At 59.3% G+C, this 24778-nt stretch carries 23 protein-coding genes and 2 pseudogenes; 17 read left to right on the forward strand and 8 right to left on the reverse strand.

Annotated elements, in window-relative coordinates:
* Position 1 precedes the first annotated feature (1 nt).
* The 5 genes and pseudogenes from QQG91_RS02585 to QQG91_RS02605 all read left to right on the forward strand — a co-directional run.
* Positions 2–112: pseudogene (locus QQG91_RS02585) on the forward strand (hypothetical protein); the annotation flags it as partial.
* A gap of 70 nt (positions 113–182) precedes the next feature.
* A pseudogene (locus QQG91_RS02590) lies at positions 183–371 on the forward strand (integrase core domain-containing protein); the annotation flags it as partial.
* A gap of 332 nt (positions 372–703) precedes the next feature.
* Complete coding sequence (locus QQG91_RS02595) at positions 704–1408, forward strand: ABC transporter permease (protein WP_285771424.1); 705 nt, start codon at positions 704–706, stop codon at positions 1406–1408.
* Positions 1408–2118: an ATP-binding cassette domain-containing protein gene (locus QQG91_RS02600; protein ID WP_285771425.1), complete on the forward strand. Its 711-nt coding sequence runs from the start codon at positions 1408–1410 to the stop codon at positions 2116–2118. The genes QQG91_RS02595 and QQG91_RS02600 overlap by 1 nt, the downstream gene beginning before the upstream one ends.
* Positions 2115–2927 carry an ABC transporter substrate-binding protein gene (locus tag QQG91_RS02605; protein ID WP_285771426.1) on the forward strand — a complete coding sequence of 271 codons (813 nt, stop codon included), beginning with the start codon at positions 2115–2117 and terminating at the stop codon, positions 2925–2927. The genes QQG91_RS02600 and QQG91_RS02605 overlap by 4 nt, the downstream gene beginning before the upstream one ends.
* 15 nt (positions 2928–2942) lie before the next feature.
* Here QQG91_RS02605 and QQG91_RS02610 read toward each other — a convergent pair whose 3' ends face one another.
* Positions 2943–3458, reverse strand: a complete 516-nt coding sequence (locus QQG91_RS02610; protein WP_285771427.1) for a DUF2478 domain-containing protein — start codon at positions 3456–3458, stop codon at positions 2943–2945.
* A gap of 73 nt (positions 3459–3531) precedes the next feature.
* Here QQG91_RS02610 and QQG91_RS02615 point away from each other — a divergent pair, with 73 nt between their 5' ends.
* Genes QQG91_RS02615 through QQG91_RS02630 form a run of 4 tightly spaced genes read left to right on the forward strand, consistent with a single transcriptional unit; the run spans position 3532 to position 7119 of the window.
* Positions 3532–4410 carry a formate dehydrogenase accessory sulfurtransferase FdhD gene (locus QQG91_RS02615; RefSeq protein ID WP_285771428.1) on the forward strand — a complete coding sequence of 293 codons (879 nt, stop codon included), beginning with the start codon at positions 3532–3534 and terminating at the stop codon, positions 4408–4410.
* Entirely contained in the window at positions 4407–5033 is a 627-nt protein-coding gene (mobA, locus tag QQG91_RS02620) for a molybdenum cofactor guanylyltransferase MobA (protein WP_285771429.1), read from the forward strand. The genes QQG91_RS02615 and mobA overlap by 4 nt, the downstream gene beginning before the upstream one ends.
* Complete coding sequence (mobB, locus tag QQG91_RS02625) at positions 5030–5521, forward strand: molybdopterin-guanine dinucleotide biosynthesis protein B (RefSeq protein WP_285771430.1); 492 nt, start codon at positions 5030–5032, stop codon at positions 5519–5521. The genes mobA and mobB overlap by 4 nt, the downstream gene beginning before the upstream one ends.
* Positions 5518–7119, forward strand: coding sequence for a molybdopterin-binding protein (locus QQG91_RS02630; RefSeq protein ID WP_352232112.1), 1602 nt, complete (start codon positions 5518–5520; stop codon positions 7117–7119). The genes mobB and QQG91_RS02630 overlap by 4 nt, the downstream gene beginning before the upstream one ends.
* Here QQG91_RS02630 and QQG91_RS02635 read toward each other — a convergent pair.
* Positions 7116–7346 carry a sulfurtransferase TusA family protein gene (locus QQG91_RS02635; RefSeq protein ID WP_285771431.1) on the reverse strand — a complete coding sequence of 77 codons (231 nt, stop codon included), beginning with the start codon at positions 7344–7346 and terminating at the stop codon, positions 7116–7118. The genes QQG91_RS02630 and QQG91_RS02635 overlap by 4 nt on opposite strands.
* Positions 7347–7491: 145 nt before the next feature.
* Between QQG91_RS02635 and QQG91_RS02640 the strand changes: the two genes are divergently transcribed.
* A complete protein-coding gene (locus QQG91_RS02640; protein WP_285771432.1) occupies positions 7492–9183 on the forward strand; it encodes an NAD(P)H-dependent oxidoreductase subunit E in 1692 nt (563 codons plus the stop codon).
* 1 nt (position 9184) lies between these two features.
* The gene (gene fdhF / locus QQG91_RS02645) at positions 9185–11950 is read left to right on the forward strand and encodes a formate dehydrogenase subunit alpha (RefSeq protein WP_285771433.1); all 2766 of its coding nucleotides are present in this window, start codon (positions 9185–9187) and stop codon (positions 11948–11950) included.
* Between the two features lie 42 nt (positions 11951–11992).
* On the opposite strand, the gene QQG91_RS02650 is transcribed toward fdhF, so the two are convergent.
* Positions 11993–12478, reverse strand: a complete 486-nt coding sequence (locus QQG91_RS02650) for a heme-degrading domain-containing protein (protein ID WP_285771434.1) — start codon at positions 12476–12478, stop codon at positions 11993–11995.
* 72 nt (positions 12479–12550) lie between these two features.
* Positions 12551–13159 (reverse strand): TetR/AcrR family transcriptional regulator, encoded by a 609-nt coding sequence (locus QQG91_RS02655; RefSeq protein WP_285771435.1) that lies wholly within the window; start codon positions 13157–13159, stop codon positions 12551–12553.
* 82 nt (positions 13160–13241) lie between these two features.
* Here QQG91_RS02655 and QQG91_RS02660 point away from each other — a divergent pair, with 82 nt between their 5' ends.
* Both QQG91_RS02660 and QQG91_RS02665 read left to right on the forward strand, forming a co-directional pair.
* Entirely contained in the window at positions 13242–14792 is a 1551-nt protein-coding gene (locus QQG91_RS02660) for a trimethylamine methyltransferase family protein (RefSeq protein WP_285771436.1), read from the forward strand.
* Positions 14793–14795: 3 nt separating this feature from the next.
* Positions 14796–16841: an NADH:flavin oxidoreductase gene (locus QQG91_RS02665; RefSeq protein WP_285771437.1), complete on the forward strand. Its 2046-nt coding sequence runs from the start codon at positions 14796–14798 to the stop codon at positions 16839–16841.
* Here QQG91_RS02665 and QQG91_RS02670 read toward each other — a convergent pair.
* The 3 genes from QQG91_RS02670 to QQG91_RS02680 form a co-directional block, all read right to left on the reverse strand.
* Positions 16838–17641, reverse strand: a complete 804-nt coding sequence (locus QQG91_RS02670; RefSeq protein WP_285771438.1) for a 3-deoxy-manno-octulosonate cytidylyltransferase — start codon at positions 17639–17641, stop codon at positions 16838–16840. The genes QQG91_RS02665 and QQG91_RS02670 overlap by 4 nt on opposite strands.
* A gap of 108 nt (positions 17642–17749) precedes the next feature.
* On the reverse strand, positions 17750–20047 hold the full coding sequence (locus QQG91_RS02675) for a DEAD/DEAH box helicase (protein WP_285771439.1): 2298 nt from the start codon (positions 20045–20047) through the stop codon (positions 17750–17752).
* A 144-nt stretch (positions 20048–20191) separates the two neighbouring features.
* Positions 20192–20656 carry a hypothetical protein gene (locus tag QQG91_RS02680; RefSeq protein ID WP_285771440.1) on the reverse strand — a complete coding sequence of 155 codons (465 nt, stop codon included), beginning with the start codon at positions 20654–20656 and terminating at the stop codon, positions 20192–20194.
* Between the two features lie 827 nt (positions 20657–21483).
* Between QQG91_RS02680 and QQG91_RS02685 the strand changes: the two genes are divergently transcribed.
* The 4 genes from QQG91_RS02685 to QQG91_RS02700 are packed head-to-tail and all read left to right on the forward strand — an operon-like array spanning position 21484 to position 24146.
* Positions 21484–21987 (forward strand): type III secretion system chaperone family protein, encoded by a 504-nt coding sequence (locus tag QQG91_RS02685; RefSeq protein ID WP_285771441.1) that lies wholly within the window; start codon positions 21484–21486, stop codon positions 21985–21987.
* A gap of 59 nt (positions 21988–22046) precedes the next feature.
* A complete protein-coding gene (proC, locus tag QQG91_RS02690) occupies positions 22047–22862 on the forward strand; it encodes a pyrroline-5-carboxylate reductase (RefSeq protein WP_285771442.1) in 816 nt (271 codons plus the stop codon).
* Positions 22855–23193, forward strand: coding sequence for a tRNA-binding protein (locus tag QQG91_RS02695; protein WP_285771443.1), 339 nt, complete (start codon positions 22855–22857; stop codon positions 23191–23193). The genes proC and QQG91_RS02695 overlap by 8 nt, the downstream gene beginning before the upstream one ends.
* Positions 23193–24146, forward strand: coding sequence for a 2-hydroxyacid dehydrogenase (locus QQG91_RS02700; RefSeq protein ID WP_285771444.1), 954 nt, complete (start codon positions 23193–23195; stop codon positions 24144–24146). The genes QQG91_RS02695 and QQG91_RS02700 overlap by 1 nt, the downstream gene beginning before the upstream one ends.
* Here the strand turns inward: QQG91_RS02700 and QQG91_RS02705 are convergent.
* Complete coding sequence (locus QQG91_RS02705) at positions 24143–24727, reverse strand: thymidine kinase (RefSeq protein WP_285771445.1); 585 nt, start codon at positions 24725–24727, stop codon at positions 24143–24145. The genes QQG91_RS02700 and QQG91_RS02705 overlap by 4 nt on opposite strands.
* Between the last annotated feature and the right edge of the window lie 51 nt (positions 24728–24778).

The raw sequence follows: 24778 nt of genomic DNA on the forward strand, positions 1-24778 counted from the left end.
AATGAAACACCTGATCCTGCTTAACGACCCGCCTTATGGCACTGAGCGCAGCTTCAACGGCCTACGCATGGCCCATGCGCTGGCCAAGAATGATCCTGACGCGGACATCACCGTCTTCCTGATGGCCGACGCGGTGCTCTGCGCCAAGGCGGGGCTGGACAGATCGACTGCGACAGACCGGCGTCCGCATCTCAATGGATGGCAAAGGCCGCTTCCTCGACAATATCTTCATCGAGCGGCTGTAGCGAACCCTGAAATACGAGTGCGTCTACCTGCATGCCTCGGAGACCGGGTCAGAAGCGAAGGTAGGCATCCGGAAATCGATAACCTTCTACAACAACCAACGCCCGCGCCCAGCCCTTGGCGGTAGGCCTCGGGCCGTGCTCTATTGGCCGGGAAATGATAAAGCCCAAACCGATCAGCAGGAGCAGAGAGCAGCTTAATTTACGCCAAATTCTGTCCAAGAGATGGGGAGTAGCTCACACCGCTGGGCTGACACGGGGCGAGGGTGCCCGCCATCAAACGGATGCCAAAGTGCGACCCAAGTTTCCGAAAGTGTCGGCAAGGGTCGTGTTTTTGTCGCGCGCCTGCATCTCGCCCACGTGAATCTTCGCCTAATTGGATGTATCGCGGAGACGATACGGGCAGGGGCGCAAATGCGACTGGCTCGGGTGTGGGTTGAATTGGGCAGGGGGCAGAGCGGATGGTCGACATCGTTGATGGCTTGATCCATGCCTTTTGGCTTGTCGTGACGCTTGATGCCGATCTTGTCGAAATATCGTTACGCTCGCTTCAGGTCACGTTGACCGCTTTGGTGATCTCGTCCGCTATCGCGATGCCCCTCGCTGCGTTTCTGGCGGTGCGTCGGTTCCGTTTTCGGCGTTTCGTCATCGCGGTGCTCAACGCACTGATGGGTTTGCCGCCCGTTGTGGTGGGCCTTATCGTCTATGTCGTCCTGTCGCGCTCTGGACCGTTGGGGGTGCTCGGACTTTTGTTCACGCCGACAGCGATGGTGATCGCGCAGACCATCATTATCATCCCCCTGATCGCGAGCGTGGCGCATCAATCCCTTAGAGACCTCTGGCAGGAATATCATGATCTCCTGATCTCGATGAATGTCTCGCAAACGCAAAAAATCAAAACGCTGATCTGGGATGCACGGCGTGCGCTCTTGACGGCGGCCTTGGCGGGGTTCGGACGCGGCATAGGCGAAGTCGGTGCCATTCTGATCGTCGGGGGCAATATCGACCACGCCACGCGAGTCCTGACCACCGCGATCGCGCTAGAGACAGGCAAGGGAGAGTTTGCCCTTGCTCTGGCCTTGGGGTTCGTGCTGATCGGTTTGTCGATCGGCGTGAACCTTCTCATCCATAGCCTGAGCCGCACAGAACGCGAGGGGAGATGGTGATGTCCTTTTTCCCACTCGTGGCAGAGGCGGCCCAATCTTCCCGACAGGGAAAGGTCTTGATCGGTCCTGTGGACTTGACCCTTGATGGTCGTGGAACGACCGTTGTGATCGGCCCCAACGGCTCGGGCAAGACGTCGCTCTTGCGGTTGCTCCATGGTGCAGCGCGGCTTACGGGTGGACAGATCCGCTGGGCCTGTTCTCGGGACGAAGCGCAGCACGAGATGGCCTTTGTGTTTCAACGACCTGTCATGTTGCGTCGGTCCGTCATGGATAATATCGCCTATCCGCTTCTTGTGCGCGGTGTGCGCCGTTCCGAGGCACTGCAGCAAGCCCACGATTGGGCTGCGCGGATCGGGCTCGGTCCGATGCTGGAGCGTCAGGCAACGGTTCTTTCGGGCGGCGAGCAACAAAAGCTTGCCCTTGCGCGTGCGCTGATCACGAAACCCAAACTTCTCTTCCTTGATGAACCCTGCGCCGCACTTGATGGCCGCTCGGTCAAGGAAATCGAGACAATTCTGGGTCAGGCCAAGACGGACGGCACCGCTCTTATCATGACGACGCACGATATGGGGCAGGCCCGTCGGCTTGCGGATGACATCGTGTTCTTGCTCAAAGGAAGGGTCCACGAGCAATCACCCGCAAAGCAGTTTTTTGAAACGCCTCGGACAGGTGAGGCACAAGCATTCCTCAGAGGAGATATTCTGGAATGAAACTCAATTTCGTTTTCGCAAGCATTGCATCTCTTGTGATCGCGTCCTCTGCCCACAGCGCAGAAGTGATGAAACTGGCGGTCACTACGTCGTTCCAGAACTCGGGCTTGGCCGAGATTTTGCTTCCTGAGATTCTGACGGATCTGGATCTCGAGGTCCAACTTCTGGTCGTCGGCACGGGTCAAGCGATCAAACTCGGGGAAGCCGGGGATGTGGATGCCGTTCTTGTGCATTCACGCAGTGCGGAAGAGGCGTTCGTTGAAGCGGGGTTCGGGACCCATCGCCGCGAAATCATGTATAACGATTTTGTTTTTGTCGGACCTCAGAGCGATGAGGCTGGCGCGGAAACGGCTGGGAGCGCGGCACAGGCGTTACAAAAAATTGCCGCTGCGCAGGCGGACTTTGTCAGCCGCGGCGACGACAGCGGAACACACAAGATGGAACTGAACCTCTGGAAGGCTGCGGAGCTGGATGTCGCGGGGTTTGGCGACTGGTATAAGGCCGTGGGCGCAGGCATGGGTGCGGCTCTGAACACCGCATCAGGTCTTGGCGCTTATATTCTTTCTGATCGCGCAAGTTGGCTCAATTTCGGGAACAAGGGTGATCTGGCAATCGTGTTCGAGGGCGATCCCGCGCTCTTCAACCAATATGCCTATCTCCCTGTGAACCCTGACCTTCATTCCCATGTTCGGAGCGATCTTGCCGAGGCACTCGAGGATTGGCTCGTGTCGGACAAGGCCAAGACCCTGATCAACGGCTATCAGATCAACGGCGAGCCGCTTTTCGTTTTCAACGCGGTCGTCGAGTAAGGCCTTGTGTTTGCGTCACGCAATGACCGCTTCTGCGTGCTGCGTGGCGCACCATTCGAGAATGGCTTGACGGTCCGAAGGAAGCTCTTGGGCCATATCTTCGGCATAGGCAAGAAACGCCTCGAGGTTTCCTTTGTTCACGGCAGTGAGCACGGGAATACCGCGGGCAAGTGCCTCGCCGATCAAAGGGCGAAAACCGCGACCGTCGGCTTCTTGTTTGCCGAATTTGTTGAAGATCAGAAAATCCGCTCCATCCTCAAGAGCCGCTGCGACAAGACCGACGGCCCTCTCGAGCCCATCAGGATCAAGGCGGCATCCTTGGGACAAGGCGCCCAGATCCTGCGAGATACGGACCACTTTTTCGCCGGACAGAATATGAAGATCCATCTGGCATTTATAAGCGGGATCGGTTTCCACGTTCACCTGAACTGCCCCCGCAAGGACATGGCCTTTATCGCGAAGGTCCTGCGCAATATCGCGGATCAACCGATCCGTTGCACCGCGTCCGCCGCCTATGACATATCCAAGCATCGTCGGTTCCTTGAAACACCCTCGGAAAGTCTACAATATGGAGCATGACCAGAAAAGTAACAGGGTGAAAGTGATGCCTGTGCCATCTCCCGACTATCCTGTCTTGCCATATCCCGCCGACAGCCGTTTGACACGCCGTATTCGCGGGGTGGATCACATGGGCGTCGAGGCCGAAATTTCCGTTGTCGAAGAACGTCCGCTCACCATTTATCTCAATCGTCAGGAGATCGTCACAGCGATGACGATCGGTGATTATCCCGAACTTCTGGCTTTGGGGTTCCTTCGCAACCAAGGCATGCTTCTCGCCGATGACGAGGTCACGGCCATCGATTTTGACGAAGAGATCGAGACGGTTGTCGTGCGCACCAAGCGCCAAACATCCTATGAAGAAAAAGTGCAGAAAAAAACCCGCACCAGCGGCTGCGCGGTGGGCACGGTTTTCGGCGACATGATGGAAGGACTGGAGGGGCTCACTCTTCCCCAAGCCGAGGTGCGCACAAGCTGGCTCTACGCGCTGGCCAAGGAAATCAACACAACGCCGTCTCTCTATCTTGAAGCAGGTGCGATCCACGGAACGGTCCTGTGCCAAGAGGATCGACCGCTCGTTTTTATGGAGGACGTAGGTCGCCATAATGCCGTCGATAAAATCTCGGGCTTCATGTTCTATCACAACGTCACGGCGCACGATAAGATCCTTTATACAACGGGGCGTTTGACCTCGGAGATGGTGATCAAGACCGCGTTGATGGGGATTCCCGTGCTTGCATCACGATCAGGCTTTACGGCTTGGGGCGTCGAGATAGCGCGGCAGGTCGGCTTGACCCTGATCGGTCGTATGCGAGGACAACGGTTTGTCTGCCTAGCAGGCGAAGAGCGACTGGTGCGGGATGCGGACCCTTCGTCGATCCCGAACGAAGACCGCAAAAGCGGGCGCAAAGGGGCGGATGAATGAAGCCTCTCGGGGTTATCCTTGCGGGCGGTCTTGCGACACGCATGGGCGGCGGGGACAAGGCCCTCTTGCCGCTCGGGGGGCGGCCAATGCTTGACCATGTGGTAGAACGGCTTGCGCCTCAGGTCGACGCGATGGCGCTCTCTGCCAACGGAGACGCGGCGCGGTTTGCTGCTTACGGTCTCCCCGTCCTGGGAGATAGTATCGACGGCTATCCGGGGCCGCTTGCGGGTGTCTTGGCGGGGCTCGACTGGGCAGCGGACCATGGCGCAGTCTCGATCATCACCGTTGCAAGCGATACCCCGTTCTTTCCCAAGGATCTGGCACAGCGCATGCTGGGCGCGGCCCAAGGACAAACCCACCCGCTCGTTCTTGCCGCGACGCCGCGCGGACAAGAGCAAACCCGTTCGATGACCAAGGGTCTCATTCGTCATCCGACCTTCGGGCTTTGGCCTGTGGCATTACGGCACGATCTGAGAGAGGCATTGTCCGATGGTTTGAAAAAGGTGGTGTTGTGGACCGAGAAACACGGCGGGCGCGAGGTTGTGTTCGATGACCCCGACACCGATCCGTTCTTCAACGTGAACACCCCCGAAGACCTTGTCGAAGCGGAGCGCAGGCTATGAAGATTTACGGCGTCACGGGCTGGAAGAACGCCGGCAAAACCACCCTTATGGAGCGATTGGTCCAAGAATTTGTCGCGCGTGGGCTCAAGGTTTCGACCGTCAAACATGCCCACCATGACACGGATGTGGACCAAGAGGGTCGCGACAGTTTCCGCCACCGCACTGCGGGCGCGCAAGAGGTGATGCTGGCTTCGCCCAAGCGCTGGGCCTTGATGCATGAACTTCGCGGCGATGCCGAACCGCCGTTGTCAGAGCTTTTGGCGCGCATGAGCACGGTCGACCTCATTCTTGTCGAGGGTTACAAATCCGAAGCGCACCCCAAAATCGAAGCTTATCGTAGCGTCTCCGTCAAAGCGCCCTTGGCCGAAAAGAACGCCACGATCCGCGCAATCGCATCCGACTGCCCCGTCGAGACAGACTTGCCGCTTCTTGATTTGAACGACACGGCTCGGATTGCCGACTTCATTTCCGAGGAGCTTGGCCTTTGAACGCTCGGATCATCGTATGCACACCTGCGGCGGATGACGCGATCTGGCTCGCCCGAGCGGGGCGCTCGGTTGAACGGGTAAGGCGCGATTTGTCTTTGCCCGATGGCACTTTGATCTCGACGGTGGATCTCCCCTTGGCCGCCCACCGCCTCCCTTCTAATGTTCTGGCTCAGGATGTCGCCGCCACCGAAGGCGATCCCGAACAGGTGCGCGCCGAGCTGTTGTTGGCGGCACTTTCGGTTTTGGAACAGCGCGGCGAACTTGCGGAGGTCCTTGGCACCGAGAATGCCTTCGGGCCAGAGCAGGAGCTTGCGCTTCGCCTTGCACTTCCTGCAAGACGGACACCGCCACGCCTCAGGAATGACTGTTTCGCGATGCCGCAGGGGGTGGATTGGATTCCCGTAGATGAAGCGCTTGTGCGTCTCCGCTCGATCCTTGCGCCACTGGTGGATGCGGAGCGGATCGGGCTGCGTGAAGCGCTTGGCCGTGTGCTTGCTGCGGACGTCATTGCGCGCCGTTCTAACCCGCCGCGGCCCAATTCTGCGGTTGACGGGTATGGCTTTGCCGTTGCGGCGACGGGCGAAGGCGTGCAGCGTCTCCCGTTGGTCGAGGGGCGTGCCGCTGCGGGCCAGCCCTTTGATGGCGCTGTTTCCCAAGGCGCTGCGATCCGTATTCTCACGGGCGCGATCTTGCCCCAAGGCGTCGATACCGTTGTCTTGGAGGAAGACACCGCAATCGACGGGGCGGCCGTTGTTTTCGATGGCCCGATCAAGCCCTTTGCCAACACCCGCAAAGCGGGCGAGGACGTGAGAGAAGGCGATACCGCTTTGACCAAAGGGCAGACCCTTCGAGCGCCCGATCTCGCCCTGCTCTCGGCACTCGGCATCGCAGAGGTCCAAGTCTATCGCAAATTGCGTATCGGGGTCCTTTCGACGGGGGACGAGATCATTTGCGATCCCTTTGCCGAGGCTTTGCCGCACCAGATTTATGATGCCAACCGTCCGATGCTCCTCGGGCTTTTTGCGGGATGGGGCTTTGAGGCGGTTGATCTCGGTCATGTGCGGGACGATCCCTCCCTGATCAGGGAGCGTCTTGATCTCGGGGCAAAGGAGGCCGACGTTATCTTTACCTCGGGTGGGGCTTCGGCGGGCGACGAGGATCATGTCTCCAAGCTCTTGGCGCAAAGCGGGTCGCTGTCTTCATGGCGCATTGCGCTCAAACCCGGACGTCCGCTTGCTCTTGCCGTTTGGGAGGGTGTGCCCGTTTTCGGGCTTCCCGGAAATCCTGTTGCCGCTTTGGTCTGTGCGCTTGTCTTCGGGCGTCCCGCCTTGTCGTTGATGGCAGGCAAGGGCTGGTCCCTCCCCCAAGGATTTCAGGTCCCAGCAGCCTTTCACAAGCGCAAGAAGGCAGGCCGACGCGAATATCTGCGTGCTCGGATCAATTCCCGCGGCGAAGCCGAGGTCTTCAGGTCCGAAGGGTCTGGGCGGATCAGCGGCCTGTCTTGGGCCACGGGGCTGGTCGAGCTCCCTGATGCTGCGATCGACATAGAACAAGGCACAATGGTGCGCTATGTCCCCTATTCGGAGTTTGGGATTTAGTCCTTGTGTCGCAGGTAATAAACCTGCGTTTCGCCTTCGTCGGCAGTCGCCAGAAGACTATGCCCCGACTCCTGACAAAAGAACGGGACATCGACCACCGCAGCGGGATCGGTCGCAACAAGGCGAAGCACTTGGCCCGCCTTCATCGATTGAAGCCGCTTGCGCGCCTTGAGCACCGGCAAGGGACACAAAAGTCCCGCAGCGTCGAGTTCCTGATCCCATTTCATGAGTGCAGATTTAGTGCCTTGGCCCGCGGCTGTCTATCGCGTCTTTTGATAGGAATTTCCTATCGGATAACGGGAAATCAATATTGATGTGCAAAGTTATTTGCGTCATCTCGGTCGCAAACAAGCAGATTTAAGGGTGGAGACGATGGCGCTCGACAAAGAACAAGGGATCTGGACTTCGGGTCGGAGCGGCAACAAAGGCCGCACGCATACCAAAGGCCGCCCGCTCGTTGAAAGCGCATGGCAAGAGGTGCGTGATCTTCTTGGCGACCGTCCGCGCCGCCGCGATCTTTTGATCGAATTTTTGCATTTGATTCAGGACACTTACGGCCATCTGTCCGCGCCGCATCTGCGCGCTTTGGCGGAAGAAATGCGCCTGTCGATGGCCGAGGTCTGGGAGGTTGCGACCTTCTATGCGCATTTCGATCCCGTGCGCGAAGGCGAAGCGACGCCGCCGGATCTGACCATCCGCGTGTGCGACTCGCTGTCCTGCGAGCTGGCGGGGTCCAAGGCCCTCATGGCGGCACTTGAAAACGGTCATGATCCTGCAAAAATCCGTGTGCTCAGAGCGCCATGCATGGGGCGCTGTGACACTGCGCCTGTGGTCGAGGTCGGCCACCGCCATGTGGACCATGCAACGCCCGATCTGATCGCCGAGGTCATCGCGAGCGGAGATTTCCACGCCCATCTCCCCGAATACGAGACATTCGCGACCTACAAGGCCAATGGCGGCTATGCCAAGTTGATCGAGCTTCGCACGAGCGGAAATTGGAAAGATGTTCAGGCCGAGCTTCTTTCGGCGGGTTTGCGCGGCCTCGGCGGTGCGGGCTTCCCTTCGGGCAAAAAATGGGAGTTCGTTCGCGCCAATGCAGGACCGCGTTACGTTGCCATCAATGGTGACGAAGGCGAACCCGGCACATTCAAAGACCGCTATTATCTCGAGCGCACTCCCCACCTCATGCTTGAAGGGATGTTGATCGCAGCTTGGGCCGTCGAAGCGGAAAAATGCTTCATCTATATGCGCGACGAATATCCTGCGGTGCTTGAAATCCTGCGCCGCGAGATTGCTGCACTGGAAGAGGCAGGCATCGTCGCCGAGGGTTATATCGATCTGCGGCGCGGTGCAGGGGCCTATATCTGCGGTGAAGAAAGCGCGATGATCGAGTCCATCGAAGGCAAGCGCGGCATCCCGCGTCTGCGTCCGCCGTTTGTGGCTCAAATGGGGATCTTCGATCGCCCCACGCTCGTGCACAACATTGAAACCTGTCACTGGATCGCGCGTATCAACCGAGAGGGTGCGCAGATCCTGTCGAGCGTCGAGCACAATGGTCGCAAGGGGCTTCGCAGCTATTCGGTTTCGGGCCGCGTCGCCAAACCGGGCGTTTATCTTCTCCCCGCGGGCACCAATATCCGCGAACTCATCGAACACGCAGGCGGAATGGCAGAGGGGCACAGCTTTAAAGCCTATCAACCCGGCGGTCCTTCCTCGGGGCTCTTGCCGGCGCATATGAACGATATTCCGCTCGACTTCGACACGCTTCAACCGCACGGCACCTTTATCGGCTCGGCGGCGGTCGTCGTGCTCTCGGATAAGGACAAAGTCAAAGACGCTGCTCTGAACATGCTCCGCTTTTTCGAAAGCGAAAGCTGCGGTCAGTGCACGCCCTGCCGCGTTGGGTGCGAAAAGGCGGTCAAGCTCATGCAATCCGAGACGTGGGATCGCGAGCTGTTGACCGATCTGTGCACGGTGATGGCCGATGCTTCGATCTGTGGTCTGGGGCAGGCGGCTCCGAACCCAATCAAACTGACGATGAAACATTTTGGTGACGAGGTCTGAGATGGCTGACGGTAGCAAGACAACCACTTTCTCTCTGAACGGCGAAAACGTCACCGCGATGGATGGCGAAAGCATTTGGGACGTGGCCAAGCGCCACGGCACCGATATTCCCCATCTGTGCCACAAGGATCAGAGCGGCTATCGCCCTGATGGCAATTGCCGCGCCTGTGTCGTCGAAATCGATGGAGAGCGCACCTTGGCTGCATCCTGCTGCCGTGCACCCAGCGAGGGGATGAAGGTTTCGACCGAAAGCGAACGGGCCACCAAGGCCCGCGCGATGGTCATCGAACTTCTTCTTGCGGATCAGCCCAAGCGTGAAGATGCCCATGATGCGGGATCGCACCTTTGGGATATGGCAGAGGCGAACGGGGTAGGCGAAAGTCGCTTCCCCGCGCTCACTCCTGATCGTATTCCGCTCCTTGACGACAGCCATGTGGCCATGCGCGTCAATCTTGATGCCTGTATCCAGTGTGGTTTGTGTGTGCGTGCCTGCCGCGAGGTTCAGGTCAATGACGTCATCGGGATGTCGGGGCGCGGACATGATGCCTATCCGACATTCGACCTTGCTGATCCGATGGGGGCTTCGTCCTGTGTGGCTTGTGGCGAATGCGTCCAAGCCTGCCCGACGGGCGCGCTTATGCCCGCGACGGTTCTCGATGATGAGCAGCGTGGCGACAGCCGTGACTTTGATGAAGAGGTCAAATCGGTTTGTCCGTTCTGCGGCGTAGGTTGTCAGGTTTCGCTCAAGCTCAAGGATGGCAAGATCAAGTCGGTTGACGGGATCAATGGTCCCGCGAACGAAGGTCGTCTTTGCGTCAAGGGGCGGTTCGGCTATGACTATATCCATCACCCGCACCGTCTAACTAAACCGCTGATCCGACTTGAAAATGCGCCCAAGGGGCTCAACGTCGATCCTGCGAACCCCTTTACCCATTTCCGCGAAGCGTCATGGGAAGAGGCGCTTGATTTCGCAGCAGGCGGTCTGGCCGATCTTCGCGCGACATCGGGCGGCAAAGCCGTCGCAGGCTTCGGAAGTGCAAAATGCACCAACGAAGAAGCCTACCTCTTCCAAAAACTGATCCGTCAGGGCTTCGGTCACAATAACGTCGACCACTGCACCCGCCTCTGCCACGCGTCCTCGGTTGCGGCATTGATGGAGAACGTTGGTTCAGGGGCCGTGACGGCAACCTTCAACCAGATCGAGCACGCGGATGTCGCCATCGTTATCGGCTCCAACCCGACCGAGAACCATCCCGTTGCCGCGACCTATTTCAAACAGTTCGCAAAGCGCGGCGGCAAGCTTATCATCATGGACCCGCGCGGCACCGCCATGAAGCGGCACGCGGCTCATATGGTCCAGTTCCGTCCGGGTGCCGATGTCGCGCTCTTGAATTCGATCATGCATGTGATTGCCGAAGAGGGTCTCTATGACCAAGCCTATATCGATCGTCACACCGAAAACTGGGAGGCCGAAAAGGCGCATCTTGCAGGGTTTGCGCCCGAAAAGATGGAAGATCTGACAGGCATCAAGGCCGAGGTCGTGCGTCAGGTCGCCCGTGATTTCGCGACTGCGGATGCAGGCATGATCTTCTGGGGGATGGGCGTGTCGCAGCACATCCACGGCACCGACAATTCGCGCTGTCTGATCAGTCTTGCTCTCATGACGGGCAACGTAGGCAAGCCGGGTGCAGGTCTTCACCCGCTTCGCGGTCAGAACAACGTGCAAGGCGCTTCGGATGCGGGTCTCATCCCGATGTTCCTCCCCGATTATCAAACTGTTACCGACGACGGAGTGCGCAGCGCTTTCTCCGAAATCTGGAACTCAGGTGACTTCAGCAACGAAAAGGGTCTGACCGTCACCGAAATTCTGGATGCGGTGCATCACGGACAGATCAAGGGTATGTATATTCTGGGTGAAAACCCCGCAATGTCGGACCCTGATGTGACCCATGCCCGCGAGGCACTTGCACATCTCGAACACCTTGTGGTGCAGGACATCTTCCTGACCGAGACGGCAAATTACGCGGACGTGATCCTTCCCGCAGCGGCATTCTATGAAAAGAACGGCACCGTGACGAACACCAACCGTCAGGTCCAGATCGGCCGCGCGGCGGTCACACCCCCGGGAGAAGCCCGCGAAGATTGGGCGATCACGGTCGAGCTTGCCAAGCGTCTGGGGCTTGACTGGGACTATACCCATCCCTCGCAGGTCTTTGCCGAGATGAAAAAAGGGATGAAGTCGCTGAACAACATCACTTGGGATCGTCTGGATACCGAAAACGCAGTGACCTATCCGAGCCTTTCGCCCGAAGATCCGGGTCAGCCCATCGTGTTCGGCGATGGTTTCCCGCGCGCAAGCGGCAAGGCCCGTTTTACACCTGCCGATGTCATTCCGCCGAATGAACAGCCTGATGCAGAGTATCCGATGGTGTTGATCACAGGGCGTCAGCTCGAGCATTGGCACACGGGTTCGATGACGCGTCGTTCGACCGTGCTTGATGCGGTCGAGCCGGAGGCGAACTGCTCGCTTCACCCCTCGACGCTGCGCAAACTCGGGGTGGCACCGGGCGGAATGCTCCGACTTGAAACGCGCCGCGGGACTGTGTTGGTCATGGCGCGCGAGGACCGTGCAGTGGCGCCAGATATGGTGTTCCTGCCGTTCGCCTATGTCGAAGCTGCAGCCAATATTCTGACCAACCCAGCGCTCGATCCCTATGGCAAGATCCCCGAGTTCAAGTTCTCGGCGGTCAAGGTGACGGCAGCCTGAGAATAAACCCCGGCGCTTGGTTCAAAGCGCCGGGTGAAACCGTTATTCGGGAAGAACCACGTCTTCGATCCCCAGATGCGCCGAGAGGACCGAGGTCGAAATCTTGTGGTCCTCGATTGACGGGAGCCCTGAGATTCCGATTGCGGCCACTACGCCGACACCTTTGACCGTGATCGGGAAAGCGCCGCCTGCGGTGACATAGTCCTCGAAGGGCATGGCCATCGTAGGCCATTGGGCGACGCCCGCTTGCGCGTGTTCAAGGCCGACCCGCATCGAGGATTTGTGGTTGCGCAGCACCGTGTTGATCTTGCGGCGTCCCCAGTCCTGATTTTCGGGCGTCGATCCCGCCAGCGCGGCAAAGAAATAGCGTCGATTGACCGAGCGTATTTCGATGGTCACAGGCGCTTGTATCCCGAGCGCGTGGGTTCGAAGAGCGCAGCCGATGTCAAAAGCTGTTGCTTCGTCGAACGTCGGGAGCACCAAACGCTTTTCCTGTTCGGCAATCGCCTCGATAAGTGCCTTGGTCATGGGGTTTGTCCTGAAACGGGGAAGTCAGGCGCGAGGCTATGCCATTCGCAACCGACACTCCAGAGCGGAACGTCAGGCGCTGTTCCGGATGCCGTGGCGGGCGTTGAAGCGCTCCACGGCGCTTGGATCAACGGGGCGTCCCGTAAAGATCCCGACGTATTCGGGCATACGTGCGATACGGAAATCCACGCTTTCGGAAACTTCCATCGCGATGTAGCCGACCTGAGTGTAATAGATCGTCATGGCGCGGGTTTCGCCCTGAACAGGGGTAAAGCCGTGACGCTCGAACATCGCCTTTATCGCGGCGATGCGGCGTTTGTCCGCGTCATCGAGACGACGCTGAAGGGCTTCGTCGATGCGCGCCCAATAGCGAATGGCCAAGTCGAGTTTTGAATCGAACAGCTCGTCACTGATCCAAAGGTCAAAGATGTTGAAGACCGCTTCCGAGATATTTTCGGCATAGGCCTCGGTCTGGCGCACAAGGTTGCCCGTGTTCTTGTCTTCCCACATCTGGATCAGTTCTTCGAGGAGCGCCTCGCGGCTCTTGAAGTGCCAATAAAATGCGGTGCGCGTGACCGAAAGGCTCTTGGCCAATTCCATGACCTTGACGGATTCGACCCCACTTGTGGTGAGCGCGGTATAGGCGGCGTCGATCCAGACCTGTTTCGGGGTGTCGTGCATGGCTCTCTCGAAAGTCTCTTGACACATGTGTCAGTCATCATGACAGATGTGTCAAGTAAAGACTCATGCCAAGGATCAATTCATGAGCACGACCACGCGTTCCCGCCGTTCCCGCCGCCCCCAGCGTTCAAATGTTGCGGGTGACAACCCCCACCTCAAGGTGCCCTATCTTGTGCGGGGTATCCCGACCTATGACATTGTGGGCGAAGAGAGCCTCGACCAGATCGAAGCCACCGCCGACAAGATCCTTGCCGAGATCGGCATCGAATTCCGCGACGATCCTGAAACCGTGCGGCTATTCACCGCCGCAGGGGGGAAAGCCACCCATATTTCGGGCGAGACCTATAATGTCCGCTTTGAACCCGGCATGATCCGCGAACTTCTCAAGACTGCGCCGAGCAAATTCACCCAGCACGCCCGCAACCCGCTCAACTCGGTTGAGATCGGGGAAGAGGCGATGGTCTTTGCGCCGGCTTATGGCTCGCCCTTTGTCATGGATCTGGATCGCGGCCGCCGTTACGGCACGATCGATGACTTCCAGAACTTTATCAAACTTGCGCAGTCCTCGCCTTGGCTCCACCACTCGGGCGGCACCATTTGCGAGCCGACCGATGTCCCTGTGAACAAGCGCCACCTCGACATGGTCTATTCGCACATGCGCTATAGCGATCGCGCGTTCCTCGGGTCGATCACCGCGCCAGAACGCGCCGAAGACAGCATCGAGATGTGTCGTATCCTCTTCGGCGAAGACTACGTCGACGAGAATTGCGTCATCATGGGCAACTTCAACTCGACCTCGCCCTTGGTCTGGGACGGCGTTTCGACCAAGGCGATCCGCGCCTATGCAGCCGCAGGGCAGGGGTCGATCCACCTTCCGTTCCTCTTGGGCGGCGCTGTGTCGCCTCTGACGATGGCGGGCGCTGTGGCCCAGTCGATGGCCGAGTCGATGGTGGGCTGCGCGTTGACCCAGCTTGTCCGTCCAGGTGCGCCTGCGGTCTTTGCTTCGTTCCTTTCGACCATGGCGCTACGGTCCGGATCGCCCACCTTCGGCACACCCGAGCCTGCGCTTGGCTCGCTTGTCATGGGTCAGCTCGCACGGCGTCTGAACCTTCCGCTCCGCTGCGCGGGAAGCTTTACGAACTCCAAGCTGCCCGATGCCCAAGCGATGCAACAATCCATGATGTCGATGCTCTCGGCGGTTCAGTGCGGGGCGAATTATATCCTCCACTCCGCAGGCTTCCTCGATGGTCTTTTGTCGATGTCCTACGAGAAATTCGTGCTCGATGCCGATGTTTGCGGTGCGCTGCACGTCTATCTCAAGGGGCTTGAAGTCAGCGAGGAAACTCTGGCCTTCGAAGCGCTCGCGGAAAAAGGACCGGGGGAGCATCTCTTTGGCACGGCCCATACCCTCCGCCATTACGAGACAGCCTATTACGACAGTGCGCTCGACGACAACCAGCCATGGGAGACATGGGACGAGCAGGGCGGTATCGACTCGGCGACCCGCGCCAATGCCCGCTGGAAAGAGACGCTTGCCAATTACGAAGCCCCGCCGATGGACGAGGGTATCGACGAAGCGCTCAAAGAGTTCATTGCAAAGAAAAAGGCCTCTATGCCCGACGCGTGGTATTAAGACATGTCCAACGATCCTCTTCTCCAGCCCTATCAGCTCAAGCACCTGACGCTGCGCAACCGGATCATGACGACGAGCCATGAGCCCGCCTATCCCGAGGACGGGATGCCCAAGGATCGCTATCGCGCCTATCACGAGGAACGTGCAAAGGCAGGCGTGGCGCTTTCCATGACCGCAGGCTCCGCTGCGGTGTCCAAGGACAGCCCGCCTGTCTTCAACAACGTGCTCGCCTATAAGGACGAGGTGGTTCCGTGGGTGCGTAAACTCACCGACGCCCTGCACGAACATGGTTGTGCAGCGATGATCCAGCTCACTCACCTTGGCCGCCGCACAGGCTGGAACAAGGGCAACTGGCTTCCCTCGGTCTCGCCCGGGCCTGACCGCGAACCTGCGCACCGTGCGTTCCCCAAGCTGATGGAAGACTGGGATATCGAGCGGATCATTTCGGATTATGCCGACGCAGCCGAGCGCATGAAAGAAGGCGGCATGGACGGGATCGAACTCGAGGCTTACGGCCATTTGATCGACCAGTTCTGGTCTCCGCTCACCAACCATCTTGAGGGACGCTATGGCGGCTCCACGCTCGAAACGCGGCTCCAGTTCGGCATGGATGTGATTTCGGCCATCCGCGAACGTGTTGGCCCAGAGTTCCTCATCGGTGTGCGTTACACCGCCGATGAAGTCGCCCAAGGCGGCACCAGCGCTGCGGACGGGCTTCGCATTGCCGAGATGCTCCGTGACAGCGGCAACGTCGATTTCCTCAATGTCATCCGCGGGCGTATCCACACCGATGCCGCGATGACCGATGTGATCCCGCTCCAAGGCTACAAGAGTGCGCCGCATCTCGATTTCGCGGGCGAAGTGCGAAAGGTCTCGGGGCTTCCGACGTTCCACGCGGCGCGCATTCCCGATGTGGCAACCGCGCGTCACGCAATTGCGGCAGGGCATCTCGATATGGTGGGCATGACCCGCGCCCATATGGCCGACCCGCATATCGTGCGCAAAATCATGGAAGGGCGCGAAGACGACATACGGCCTTGTGTCGGGGCGACCTACTGTCTTGACCGTATCTATCAGGGCGGAGAGGCACTCTGTATCCATAACGCGGCAACGGGGCGTGAGCTGACGATGCCGCAGACGATCACGCCCGCCGAAACACCGCGCAAAGTGGTGATCGTCGGTGCAGGCCCCGCAGGGCTTGAAGCGGCACGTGTGGCCGCCGAGCGCGGGCATGATGTGACGGTCTTTGAAGCGGCGGCAGAGGCAGGGGGGCAGATCCGCCTGACCGCGCAGAACCCGCGCCGCAAGGAAATGATCGGGATCATCGATTGGCGTATGGCGCAATGCGCGGCCCGCGATGTGGAGTTCCGCTTCAACACATGGGCCGAGGCCGAGGACGTGACCGCGCTCGATCCCGATGTGGTGATCGTCGCGACGGGCGGTATGCCGAACATGACGCTTTTCGAACAGCGCGAGGAGGCCGAGCTTGTCGTCTCGTCATGGGATCTGATCTCGGGGGATGTAAAGCCCGCTGGGTCGGTCCTGATCTATGACGAGAGCGGCGATAACCCCGGTCTTCAAGCTGCAGAAGTTGCCGCCAATGCGGGCTGCGAAGTCGAGGTGATGACGCCCGACCGTTCGGTTGCCCCCGACATCATGGGCATGAACCTGACGCCCTATATGCGGGCGCTTCAGGACAAGGACGTGACCTTTACCGTGGTCAAACGGCTCCTTGGTGTGACGCGTGACGGCAACAAGCTCAAGGCGACGATCGGCACGGATTACAGCGCCTATACCGAAGAAAAGCATTACGATCAGGTCGTGGTGAACTATGGCACGATGCCGCTTGCGGATCTCTATTTCGATCTCAAACCGCTGTCATCGAACCATGGCGAGCTTGACCACGAGGCCTTTATCAACGGCTGCGCACAAACGGTGGTGCGCAATCCCGAAGGCACGTTCCAGCTCTTCCGCATCGGTGATGCGGTGTCGAGCCGTAATACCCATGCTGCGATCTATGATGCTTTGCGTTTGGTGAAAGATATCTAGTCGATCTTTTCGCGGCGGAGCACGTCTTCGATGCGGGAAACATCAAGGGGGTGGTTGAGTTCCCAGAACTCGCGCCCCCTTGCTTCCACTTCGACACAGCGCACGGGCACGCCGTGATAGAGAAAGCGGAGCTGCTCGAGGCCCTCGAGCCGCTCAAGCTCGGTTTCGTCCTTGGACAGATAGGTTTCCAGCGCGGCGGGCGTATAGGCATAAACGCCGACGTGATGGAACACGGGCACAAGCTCGTCGTTGCGATAGCGCCGCCCTGTAAAGGGGAGAACCTCTTTCGAGAAATAGAGCGCGTCGCCCTTGGCATCCATCACGGCCGTGGTGCCGCCGACACGTCCCTGAAGACGGTCTTCCATGAAACGGGCGTGGATATCGGGTTCGCAGCGCAGAACGGGGGTTGCGACTTCGGCGCTTCCGTCCATCGCTTCGATCAATGCTTCGACGAACCACGGCGGGGTGAGCGGGGCATCCCCTTGGAGGTTCACAACCAGATCGGCGGATGACCCCAGACGGGCCAAAGCATCGGCGCAACGCTCGGTGCCGTTGCGGCAGTCGCCCGAGGTCATGATCACCTTGGCGCCAAAGCGCTTCGCCTCGGCTTCGATCCGAGCGTCATCGGTCGCCACAAAGACTTCGTCCACACCGCGCACGGCTTGGGCCGCCAGCCAGCTTCTTTCGATCAGGGTCTTGGCCTGACCCGAAACGCCATGCAGCGGGACCAGCGGTTTTCCCGGATATCGGGTCGAGGCATAGCGGGCGGGAATGATGATGATGGTCTTTTGCGGTGTCATATCGGTTGTCGGTTCGGGCTGCACGGAACGGTTGTGCAACCCTTATCAGGCTTTTCTATGGCAGCGCAAAAGAAAGCGCCGCCCCGAGGTCAGGGCGGCGTGGATGTCTTAGGGCTTGCGGCGCGGACGGGCGTCCGAGCCTTGTGGCTGGCGGGCTTTGAACCCGCCCTCGCGCGCAGGGCCAGAAGGCTTGCCGCCCTTGCGGTGGGGGCTTGCGCCGTCGGGTTTGCCGCCGAATTTGCCCGAGGGCTTGCCGAAGGGCTTGCCACCGCGGGGTGCATCGGACCCACGCTCGCCGCGCGGTTTGTCGAACTTGCGCTCGCCTTTGCCCCAATCGCCCTTGGGCTTATCGCCGCGCGGGCGGTCACCAAAGGGCTTGTCGCCACGCGGTTTATCGCTGCGGGGGCGATCCCCGAAACCATCCTCGCGCGGTTTGTCACCTGCACGGAAGAAGGTCTTGGACGAAGCCGGCTTGGAGAACGACTTGGCGGGCATTTTGCCTTCGGCGCGAAGCTTGCTGTGGCGTGGCTTCTTCTCGCGCTCGGCGGGTGCACCATCCTCGAAGCTCTCGGAGGGCGCGGGGCGTGCTGCGGGCTTTTCGAAGCGCGGACGCTCTTCGCGAGCGGGGCGATCCTCGCGCGGGGTGTATTCCTTGCGCGGTTTGGGCTCGTAAGCGGTCTCATCGCGAGGTGCACGCTCGGCACGGGGCGCACGTTCTTCTCGGGGCGCGCGTTCTTCTCGCGGCGCACGCTCGGGACGCGGACCACGATCCTCACGCGGTGCACGCTCGGGACGTTCGCTCTTGCCGAAGCCGCCCGTTTTGCGGGGGCGCTCTTCGGGAGCATCGGACGGGGCAATCGTGATCCCGTCTTCAAGCTGCATCTTGTCGCCGACGGACGAAAGGAACCCTTTTACAGCGCTTTCGGCAATCTCGACAAAGGACTGACCGTCACGGATGCGGATGGCACCGATGTCGGTCTTGTCGAGGTTCCCTGCGCGGCACAAGAGCGGCAGAATCCAACGAGCCTCGGCGCGATCTTCGCGGCCGACGCTGAGCGAGAACCACTTTGACGGTCCGAAATCGGCAGCCTGTTTCTTGGGGGCCTGCGCATCGGCGGGAAGGAGATCCTCGGGCGCGGAGCGCCCTGCACGGAACTGACGCAGATAGGCCACCGCAATGGCTTCGGCGCTGTGACGCGCGAGCATTTTCGTGGCGAATTCGGCTTCGGTGCTGTCAGCCTCGCCGCTGAACACGTCAGAGGACAAAAGACGCTCTTCATCGGCGGCGTTGATCTCGTCGGCCGAGGGCGGAACAGTCCAGTCAGCGGTGATCTTGGCCCATTTGAGAAGGTTCTCGGCCTTGCGGCGGGCTTTGTTCGGCACGATCAGCGCGGACACACCTTTGGAGCCTGCACGACCCGTGCGGCCCGAACGGTGGAGAAGCGCTTCGGTGTTCTGGGGCAGATCGGCATGGATCACCAACTCGAGCCCGGGAAGGTCGATGCCGCGTGCGGCAACGTCGGTCGCGATACAAACACGGGCGCGGCCGTCGCGCATTGCCTGAAGCGCATGGCTCCGCTCGGTCTGGGTCAATTCGCCCGAGAGCGCAACGACGCTGAACCCGCGGTTGGCAAGACGCGCAGTCAGGTGGCTGACCATGTTGCGGGTGTTGCAAAAGACGATCGAGTTCTTGGCATCCTGGAAACGCAGAAGGTTGATAACGGCCTTCTCGACGTCATGCGGGGCAACCACGAGCGCTTTGTATTCGATATCGGCGTGCTGTTTTGCGCCGCCCATGGTCGATACACGCTGCGGGTCGCGCAGATAGCGGTTAGAGATCGCTTCGATGGATTTCGACACGGTGGCCGAGAACATCAGGGTGCGGCGTTCCTCGGGGGCTTGGCCGAGGATGAATTCGAGATCTTCGCGGAAGCCGAGATCGAGCATTTCGTCCGCTTCATCGAGAACCACGGCGCGAATGTCGGTAAGGTCGATGGCACCGCGTTCGATGTGGTCGCGAAGACGACCCGGCGTGGCGACGACGATATGGGCACCGCGCTCGAGCGCACGGCGTTCATCGCGGGCGTCCATCCCGCCGACACAGGTCGCAAGACGTGCGCCTGCATGGGCATAGAGCCACTCAAGCTCGCGCTTGACTTGAAGAGCGAGTTCACGGGTCGGCGCAATCACGAGCGCAAGAGGGGCACCTGCACGGTCAAGGCGGTCATTACCGCCAAGAAGCGTGGGGCCGATTGCCAGACCAAAGCCGACTGTCTTGCCCGAACCTGTTTGTGCGGAAACGAGAAGATCGCCCCCTGCAAATTCCGAGGCGGTAACAGCCTCCTGGACGGGAGTTAGCGTGGTATAGCCGCGCTCTTCGAGCGCAAGGGCGAGAGGATCAGTCATGTGGGGCTTTGCAAATGGCGGCGCATCAAGTGGGCCGGAGTTCGATTAAGCGCTCGCAATAGGCTCTTTTGTGTTGCTTGTATAGTAAAATCGCATGATCCGCTTATGCAGTCACGTCAATGCTGCTGTGCAGCATGGGCTGGTTCAGAGGGATTTGAGAATCCAGATCACCCGCCCGAGGGGGCGAACACTGTCCGCGTTGCGTCCTGTTTTGACGATGGGCTGCGCCCCGATCCTGTCGAATGCAATCGTGACGACCCCAGCATCGCGGGTGGCACGGCCGATGCGGAGTTTATTGTCATCCATCAGAACCATGATTTCCGAATGGTTCGTAAGGCTCTGATTTTTATCGATAAGACAGATGTTGAAGGCGTTGATCGTCGGCGACATTGCGTCATCGGGAGCTGCGACCAAGGCTAGATCGCGCAGGGATGTTGCCTTTTCCATCAACCATTCACGCGAAAAGCTTACGGGCGGCGTGCTGAGAGTTTGCGGCACCTCGTGATGAAAGGGAATTTTGATAAAGCCGCCATCCGAAATCGGGGGCGGTCCATCCTCGGCAAACCCGAGCGGAAGCGATTGGTCCGAGACACCAAGATATTCGAGCAAAGCAATGACTCGGTCGGTGCTCGGGATGCGGCCGGCCCTAATATCGCGTATGAGACCATCATGGCCCACAACATCTATTGAGGCGCGTCGCGCAGACACCCCTTTTTTAAGTAGCCCTCGCTCAACGCATTTGAGTAGGGCAGAAGCAATTTGGTCCGACCTCGTCGAAGTTAAGAGCATATCCAAAATTTTCTCAAAAGATAAGAATTATAAATCTTGACTGGTTGAGACTTATGCTTCTTAATCTATCCTGAATTGTAGAGCGGTTCCGCGCTCTGTTGAATTTGTGTTCCTTTTTTACAAGCTGATTGCGGGGCTTCAGTTTTTACTATGGTTACGATTCTACGTGTCTGACCACCATATAGAGATTGATGGCGGCAATTTTCCCGAAAAGGTGGCGCAGGCGTTCGCCGCATGCAAGCCACTTTCTGATGCTCAACGCCTTGCTTTAGCTATACTTTTGGTGCGACAGGTTTCTGATCCCCACTGCAAGTTGCAATTGAACCGACTTGCTACAATCTCTACTGAGCGTGCCTTCGAACTTTGACAGGCACCTGAGGGCTTGCCCCTCTTATGATTCTCTTAGCTTTGATTCATTAATGGAAAGTTAACGCCCGATCGGCGTCCTGCGGACCTGCGCCACATTTTGAACCACCCGCAAGAATTAGTGGCCCACGCTAACTTATCCCCAACAAATTGCTTTACACAGAAAGGTTAAGCCCTCACCATGTAGTGTATGGGGGTGTCGGAGAACACCGTCTCTTGAATAAGCACCAAGCGTTAGTCGGCTGCCAACGAACTATCGCAAGAGCAGAGAGGCCGAGCATATGTCACTATCAGAAAGTTACATCGACGAAGGTGATATCCATCCGATCGATTTGGTCGAACATATCGCCGAGCATCACGCTTGGGAATTCGACAGGATTGCCGATGACCAGATCGCGATGGCGGTCGAGGGCCAGTGGCGCACCTATTCGATCACGCTCGCTTGGTCGGCTTATGACCAGACATTGCGTTTGATCTGCACCTTTGAAATGGAGCCCCCCGAAGAGCGCATGCCCGCGCTCTACGAAATGCTCAATCTTGCAAACGATGTGTGCTGGGCAGGCGGGTTCACGTGGTGGGACGAGCAAAAGCTCATGGTCTTCCGCTATGGTTTGATCCTTGCAGGCGACCAGATGGCAAGCCCCGAGCAAATCGACACGATGATCAGCGCCGCGGTGATGAGCTGCGAACGGTTCTATCCTGCGATCCAGCTTGTCACTTGGGCCGACCGCACGCCGCAGGATGCGATGAACGTTGCAATTGCCGAGGCTTACGGGCGCGCCTGATCTTGCATCCGACCGCTGCGGTCCATAACACTTCGCTCTGAAACAAGGGGGGAGTTCCCATGGATATGACGACGGTGGCCCAAAAGGGTCTTGTGCTTTTGGGATGCGGCAAGATGGGGTCCGCCATGCTGGCGGGCTGGCTCAAGGGCGGGCTTCCTGCCGCTTCGGTCTGGGTGCTTGATCCCCATCCCAGTGACTGGCTCAAAGCGCAGGGCGTCCACATTAACCAAGGCGTCCCCGAAAGCCCCGCCATCGCGCTTATCGCCGTCAAACCCCAGATGATGGGCGAGGCGCTCCCTTCGATGCAGGCTTTGGGCAATCGCGACACGCTCTTTATTTCAGTGGCCGCAGGCACTCCGATTTCCAAGTTCGAAGAGGTCCTTGGCGCACAAACCCCGATCGTCCGCGCCATGCCCAACACCCCTGCTGCGATTGCGCGCGGGATCACCGCGATCATCGGCAATACCATGACGACCGAGGCGCATATGACCCTTAGCGAAGCGCTTTTGCGGGCCGTTGGTCAAGTTGTCCGCCTCGAAGCCGAGGGTCAGATGGACGCCGTCACGGCGGTGAGCGGATCGGGACCCGCCTATGTTTTCCATTTGATCGAGACGCTTGCAGCCGCAGGTGTAAAAGAGGGCCTCTCGCCTGAACTGAGCATGGCGCTGGCCAAGGCCACCGTCGGCGGTGCAGGTGCATTGGCCGAAGAGTCCGAGGACAGCCCCGCTCAACTCCGTATCAATGTGACCTCGCCCAACGGCACCACCCAAGCCGCGCTCGAGGTGTTGATGGATGCCGAGGCGGGAATGCCTGCGCTTCTTGAAAAGGCCGTCAAAGCGGCCGCCGATAGGTCCAAGGAGTTGTCGCGTGGCTGAGATTACATTCGACGATTTTCTGGCGGTCGACATCCGTGCGGGGCGCGTCATACGTGCAGAACCTTTTCCCGAGGCGCGCAAGCCCGCCATCAAGATGTGGATCGACTTCGGTCCCGAAATCGGCGAGCGCAAGACCTCGGCCCAGATCACGGCGCATTACGATCCCGAGACGCTTGTCGGAAAACAGGTGATGGGCGTGGTGAATTTCCCGCCGCGTCAAATCGGCAAGTTCATGTCCGAAGTCCTCGTCCTCGGCGTATATGACGAAAACGGTGGCGTCGTCCTCGTGACGCCGGACAAGGATGTGCCCATCGGCGGGAGAATGTGCTGATGAAACTCTTGATCACCCGTCCCATCGACGATCTTGTTCTGGCGCAGGCAGAGGAACGCTTCGAGACGACTTATCGTGCAGGCGAAGTTCCGATGTCGGCGGCTGAAGTCACTGCGGCTTTGGGCGAATACGACGCGATCCTGCCGACGCTTGGCGATGCGTTCACTGCAGCGGCAATCGAGGCGGCGGGCAAGCCGCGATGCAAAGTGATTGGAAACTTCGGCGTTGGTTATAACCACATCGACGTGGCCGCCGCCGCCAAGGCGGGCATCGCGGTCAGCAACACGCCCGATGTGCTGACCGATGCGACGGCGGATATTGCATGGACGCTGATCCTCTCGACCTGCCGCCGTGCGGGCGAGGGCGAGCGTCAGCTTCGGGCGGGCGAGTGGAAGGGCTTTGATCCCAAGGGCATGCTCGGCACCCATGTGACAGGTAAAACGCTTGGCGTGATCGGCATGGGCCGTATCGGTCAGGCGATTGCCAAGCGGGGGCATTTCGGCTTTGACATGCCTGTCGTCTATTTCAACCGCTCGGCCAAAGAGTTGCCGTTCGACGCGCGCCGCATCGAGGATATGCACGAACTTTTGGGCGTTGCGGATATCGTCGTCGTCGCTGTTCCGGGTGGGGCGGAGACGGTCAGGCTCATCGACCGCGCCGCGATCGCCGCCATGCGCAAGGATACGATTTTCGTGAACATCAGCCGCGGCGAAGTGGTCGAGGAAGAGGCTCTGATTGATGCTCTGGAGGCGAATGCCATCGGCGGTGCGGGGCTCGATGTTTACGAAAAAGAACCCTATGTGCCCGCCCGCCTGACCGCGCTCGAGAACTGTGTCCTGCTCCCGCATTTGGGGAGCGCAACCGTCGAGACGCGCCGCGCGATGGCGCAGATGGCACTCGATAACATCATCGCATTTGCCGAAGGCCGTGCGATGCCGCAACGTGTGAATTAACCGCGGTCGCCGACTGCTTGGCGCCAGTGGCGGCGGCAAAGCGAGACATAGCGCTCATTGCCGCCGATCGCGACCTGATCTCCACTGGTGAGGACATTGCCTTCAGCATCCTTGCGGATCACCATCGTCGCCTTTTTCCCGCAGTGACAGATCGTGCGCACTTCACGCATTTCGTCTGCAAGAGCGAGAAGAGCCGCCGATCCGGGGAAAAGCTTGCCCTGAAAATCCACGCGCAGACCATAGCACATGACGGGCACGCGAAGATCATCGACAGCGCGGGCCAGTTGCCAGACCTGAGCCTCCTCAAGGAACTGCGCTTCGTCGATAAAGACACAAGCGCAGGGGCCTTGTTCCAGTCGGAATTTGATCTTGTCAAAGAGGTTTTCGCCCACGCCGAAGGTATCCGCATCCGCACCGATCCCGATGCGGCTTCCGATGCGGCCCTCGCCTGCGCGATTGTCGAACTGGGCAGTGAGCAGATAAGTCTGCATCCCGCGTTCGATATAGTTATGCGAGGCCTGAAGCAGGATCGTCGATTTACCTGCGTTCATGGTGGAATAGTTGAAATAGAGCTTGGCCACGGTCCGTCCCCCCGAGAGGCAGAAACGGGCGAAGTTTCCTCCGCCCGCTCT

Source organism: Marivivens sp. LCG002 (assembly GCF_030264275.1).
Lineage (GTDB): Bacteria > Pseudomonadota > Alphaproteobacteria > Rhodobacterales > Rhodobacteraceae > Marivivens.

What these genes read in the sequence shown, in the direction of transcription:
- QQG91_RS02595 (WP_285771424.1), top strand. Translation starts at nt 704, where the DNA reads ATGGTCGACATCGTTGATGGCTTGATCCATGCCTTTTGGCTTGTCGTG.
- QQG91_RS02600 (WP_285771425.1), top strand. Translation starts at nt 1,408, where the DNA reads ATGTCCTTTTTCCCACTCGTGGCAGAGGCGGCCCAATCTTCCCGACAG.
- QQG91_RS02605 (WP_285771426.1), top strand. Translation starts at nt 2,115, where the DNA reads ATGAAACTCAATTTCGTTTTCGCAAGCATTGCATCTCTTGTGATCGCG.
- QQG91_RS02610 (WP_285771427.1), bottom strand. Translation starts at nt 3,458, where the DNA reads ATGCTTGGATATGTCATAGGCGGCGGACGCGGTGCAACGGATCGGTTG.
- QQG91_RS02615 (WP_285771428.1), top strand. Translation starts at nt 3,532, where the DNA reads ATGCCTGTGCCATCTCCCGACTATCCTGTCTTGCCATATCCCGCCGAC.
- mobA (WP_285771429.1), top strand. Translation starts at nt 4,407, where the DNA reads ATGAAGCCTCTCGGGGTTATCCTTGCGGGCGGTCTTGCGACACGCATG.
- mobB (WP_285771430.1), top strand. Translation starts at nt 5,030, where the DNA reads ATGAAGATTTACGGCGTCACGGGCTGGAAGAACGCCGGCAAAACCACC.
- QQG91_RS02635 (WP_285771431.1), bottom strand. Translation starts at nt 7,346, where the DNA reads ATGAAATGGGATCAGGAACTCGACGCTGCGGGACTTTTGTGTCCCTTG.
- QQG91_RS02640 (WP_285771432.1), top strand. Translation starts at nt 7,492, where the DNA reads ATGGCGCTCGACAAAGAACAAGGGATCTGGACTTCGGGTCGGAGCGGC.
- fdhF (WP_285771433.1), top strand. Translation starts at nt 9,185, where the DNA reads ATGGCTGACGGTAGCAAGACAACCACTTTCTCTCTGAACGGCGAAAAC.
- QQG91_RS02650 (WP_285771434.1), bottom strand. Translation starts at nt 12,478, where the DNA reads ATGACCAAGGCACTTATCGAGGCGATTGCCGAACAGGAAAAGCGTTTG.
- QQG91_RS02655 (WP_285771435.1), bottom strand. Translation starts at nt 13,159, where the DNA reads ATGCACGACACCCCGAAACAGGTCTGGATCGACGCCGCCTATACCGCG.
- QQG91_RS02660 (WP_285771436.1), top strand. Translation starts at nt 13,242, where the DNA reads ATGAGCACGACCACGCGTTCCCGCCGTTCCCGCCGCCCCCAGCGTTCA.
- QQG91_RS02665 (WP_285771437.1), top strand. Translation starts at nt 14,796, where the DNA reads ATGTCCAACGATCCTCTTCTCCAGCCCTATCAGCTCAAGCACCTGACG.
- QQG91_RS02670 (WP_285771438.1), bottom strand. Translation starts at nt 17,641, where the DNA reads ATGACACCGCAAAAGACCATCATCATCATTCCCGCCCGCTATGCCTCG.
- QQG91_RS02675 (WP_285771439.1), bottom strand. Translation starts at nt 20,047, where the DNA reads ATGACTGATCCTCTCGCCCTTGCGCTCGAAGAGCGCGGCTATACCACG.
- QQG91_RS02685 (WP_285771441.1), top strand. Translation starts at nt 21,484, where the DNA reads ATGTCACTATCAGAAAGTTACATCGACGAAGGTGATATCCATCCGATC.
- proC (WP_285771442.1), top strand. Translation starts at nt 22,047, where the DNA reads ATGGATATGACGACGGTGGCCCAAAAGGGTCTTGTGCTTTTGGGATGC.
- QQG91_RS02700 (WP_285771444.1), top strand. Translation starts at nt 23,193, where the DNA reads ATGAAACTCTTGATCACCCGTCCCATCGACGATCTTGTTCTGGCGCAG.